3 protein-coding genes are annotated in these 3,769 nt (G+C 35.5%); 2 read left to right on the top strand and 1 reads right to left on the bottom strand.

Annotated elements, in window-relative coordinates; all coding sequences use genetic code 11:
• Positions 1-64: 64 nt before the first annotated feature.
• Positions 65-604 (top strand): Holliday junction resolvase RecU, encoded by a 540-nt coding sequence (recU, locus tag LJE08_RS12985; protein WP_117924375.1) that lies wholly within the window; start codon positions 65-67, stop codon positions 602-604.
• Positions 605-3,109: a transglycosylase domain-containing protein gene (locus LJE08_RS12990; protein ID WP_227403439.1), complete on the top strand. Its 2,505-nt coding sequence runs from the start codon at positions 605-607 to the stop codon at positions 3,107-3,109. It abuts the gene before it with no gap.
• A gap of 178 nt (positions 3,110-3,287) precedes the next feature.
• Here the strand turns inward: LJE08_RS12990 and LJE08_RS12995 are convergent.
• Positions 3,288-3,769: transposase (locus LJE08_RS12995; RefSeq protein ID WP_227403440.1), on the bottom strand; the 482-nt coding region annotated here is incomplete at its 5' end.

The following is a 3,769-nucleotide window of genomic DNA, read 5'->3' on the forward strand; positions in this document are numbered from 1 at the left end:
TTCATATATAATGTTCGTGATGAGCACTATTAAATATCCGAATGCAATTTCAACCATAAATACAATGCAACAAAAGAGTTATAGTTCTCGAGGTATGCGCCTCGAAAACGATATAAACGACTCTAATAAATATTATAGAGAACTCGATAAAGCTTTGATTTATAAAAAGCCAACACCCGTTCAAGTTGTTCATGTGGACTATCCAAAAAGGCAAAGAGCTAAAATTACTGAAGCTTACTATAAAACGCCTTCCACGACGGACTACAACGGCGTATATCGAGGTAAATACATTGATTTTGAAGCAAAGGAAACGAAAAATAAAACGAGTTTCCCACTCTTTATGATTCACCCACATCAAATCAAACATCTAAAAAAAGTTGTATTTCATGGAGGTATTGGTTTTTTTATTATTCGATTTAATTATCATAACGAAACCTACCTTATTGATTCAAAACTGCTCATAGATAAAATAGAAAATATAGACAAAAGCTCTATACCATATTCTTGGTTTCAATCCCACGGGATTCTTATTCAAGAAGGATTATATCCTAGGTTAGCGTATTTAAAAGCTGTAGATGAACTCTATTTTAAGGAGGATAAGTAAATGGCCCAATCACAAAACGAACAAAATAAGCCAAAAACACAAAAGACAAACAGAAGAAAACTAGACATTTGGAATAAACTAGCCGTATCCGTCTTATCTATATTTTTAGTTGGATGCATCTCCGTATTCTTCGTTCTTGTTAACATTATCAACGATCCTGACGGCATGCGTTTTTCGCAAGACGGTTTGACTACATTATCCAATTCAAGACTTTACGATGCTTCAGGCAACGTATTCTATGAACTTGGAGATGAGATCCGTGAAGACGTAACCTACTCACAAATTCCACAATCTGTTGTCGATGCTTTTTTATCAATTGAAGATTCACGTTTCTTCGACCACAATGGATTTGACTTGCCACGTTTTTTGAAATCTGCTATGGCAAACTTGAAATCTGGAAGTCTTGCTCAAGGTGGTTCTACATTAACCATGCAGATGATTGATAATGCATTTACTAAGAACCAGGAAAAGAAATTAGAAACTGAACAGGGTACGATCACAACCGTTCAAAAATTAAAATTAAAAGTTCAAGAAATCTATCTTTCATTGATTGCTGAACAAAGCATTAATAAAGAACAAATCTTTGAATACTACGTAAACCGTATTTGGTTTGGTTCAGGAAACAATACACGTGGCATTCAAAAAGCCGCACAATACTTCTTTAACAAAGATGTATCCCAATTAAATTTAGGTGAGGCTGCCTTCTTGGCAGGTTGTATCAATGCACCAGATACATACAATCCATTAAACAATTTAAACGAAGCAAACACAAAGCTAGATCATTTAAAAGCTGCTCAAAATCGTAGAAATGTAACTTTAGAATTGATGTTACAACATGGTTATATTACGGAAGAAGAATTTAATCTTGCTTCAAACCAAGATTTGTCATTCTCTTTAGAATATGTAGAGCGTACAAGTGATGATCCAAATCAAGCTTATATCACACAAACATTAAGTGAGGTTATGGAATTAACTGGACAAGATCCGGCCATTATTCCAATGGATATCTATACCGCACTAAATCAAGATGCTCAAAAACAAGCTGATGAAATATGTAACGGTAACATCGTTCAATTCCCTAACGAATATTTCGATGTTGGTTTCTCAATGATTGAAAACGATACGGGGGAAATTATTGCAGTTGGACCTGGCCGTCGTTATCACTCAGACTCCGTAAAAATTGATTACTCAACCGAACCAAATCAACCAGGTTCAAGTATGAAACCATTACTTGCCTATGCAAGTACATTTGATATCTTAGGATGGTCTACCTCTCATCAGGTAAATGATAAGAAAAAAGACTATTGGAAAAACGGTTCTTATGCTCCTAAAAACTCAGACGGTAAATACAATGGTATTATGAGTTTACAAGATGCATTAGGTGTTTCAAAAAATACCACAGCCGCTCAAGCTATGATTGATTTAGTAACCGCTAAAGGCTATGATTATTGGATCGATTATTGTAAAAAGCTTGGTTTTAGCGATGAAGTAGCTGAAGGATTTAATGAACAATACGCAATCGGTGGTTCGAGCATGCGTGCAAGCCCAATCCAACAAGCAAGTGCTTACTCAACATTTGCGAATGGAGGTAAGCGTGTAGATGCTCACCGTGTAAGAAAAGTAGTTCGTAGATCCGATAAAAAAGAATTTAAGACAAACGCTAAAACATATGATATTATCAGTGAACAAGCCGCATGGATGATTTCGCAATTACTTGAAAAAGTAGTTTCAGGTGGTTACCAAAACTACAACGAAATTCTTGCGAGCAACTATACAGTATATGGAAAATCAGGTACAACAGACTGGCCTGCGAACCCATATAAAATTCCTGAGGGGGTTGCCAAAGATGAATGGTCAGTAGGCTATACAAATAAATATACAATCGCTTGTTGGAGTGGATATACAACGGATGCCATCACAAACTATGGTATGTATATTACTTGGAATGATTTAAATGTTGCTTCAGCATTCCATATTTCACACTACATGCTTGATTACATGCAAAAATATGCAACATATTCTGCACTTGAAAGACCTAGTGGTATCTCAGACTACAGGGGTGGATACATCAAAGATGAATTCAAATCAAAAGGTGATATAACATCCGAAAACAATGATGCGCAAGATGCTTGTGAAGCCAATGGTGGCGAATGGGATGAAGAAAACCAGACATGTAAAAAGTCTGATGATAAAGAAAGAGAAGCTTGTGAAGCCGATGGTGGTGAATGGGATTCTGAAGCTGGTACATGCAAAAAAGAAGAAAAAGAAGAAACAAACGAAGCCGAAAAAACTTGTACAGATAACGGCGGAACTTGGGACGGAAGTGCATGTACATATCCTTCTACAGAACCAACAGAACCAACAGAACCTACAGAACCAACAGAACCTACAACACCTGAAGCAACGGAACCTAGTACTCCAGGAACAGATACTTCCACAGACAACACAACAGGCTATGTTTGGTTTGATCGAAGAAATCTCTACAATATATTCGATAGACTATAACAATGAAAGTGCTCAATTGAGTACTTTTTTTGTAAAAAAAAGGGGTCATTTCCAATGTCATTAAGTTAAGAAATAACGAACCGTCCAGATACTATTGTCTGGATGGTATTTTTATTTGAAAGCACGACGAAATTTGTAGTATTGCTACTACATTTTAAAAAATATATAATATTAGGTGTTAATCATATCGATAGTTAAAAGATACCGGTGATTTGGCTTTCACTTTCCGTTCATTCTGGCGATTAGGACGGATTGGCAGTATTTCTTTAGCTATCAGTGATTCAATATCAGGTGGATTCTTTCCGCCTTTTTCTTTGATTTTTATATTGTTACTTACTCTGCTGCAGAAATTATATAACACTAGCTTTGCATAAATTTCCTGCTCTATAAACATTCTTTTCTTTGAATGCAATGTATTTAAATCTAGATGATATTTCAATTCACGATAACTCGTTTCAATCTCCCAACGAAGGTGGTACAGTTCTTTAATATCTTGTATATTGAATTCGGATTCATCTAAATTTGTAATAATACTTTCGTAGGTGTCATCACTAATTTTGAAACGTACAACACGACATTCAAAATCAAAATAAGGGCTTCCGTCGAAAAAATCAAATCTCTGATTCTTAGGGACAAACTTATATATTTCAGGATGAGCTT

Origin of the sequence: Holdemanella sp. DFI.5.55 (assembly GCF_020593575.1) — a bacterium.
Lineage (GTDB): Bacteria > Bacillota_I > Bacilli_A > Erysipelotrichales > Erysipelotrichaceae > Holdemanella > Holdemanella hominis.

Coding starts and splice junctions, on each gene's coding strand:
- LJE08_RS12990 (WP_227403439.1), top strand. CDS start 605: ATGGCCCAATCACAAAACGAACAAAATAAGCCAAAAACACAAAAGACA.
- recU (WP_117924375.1), top strand. CDS start 65: ATGCAACAAAAGAGTTATAGTTCTCGAGGTATGCGCCTCGAAAACGAT.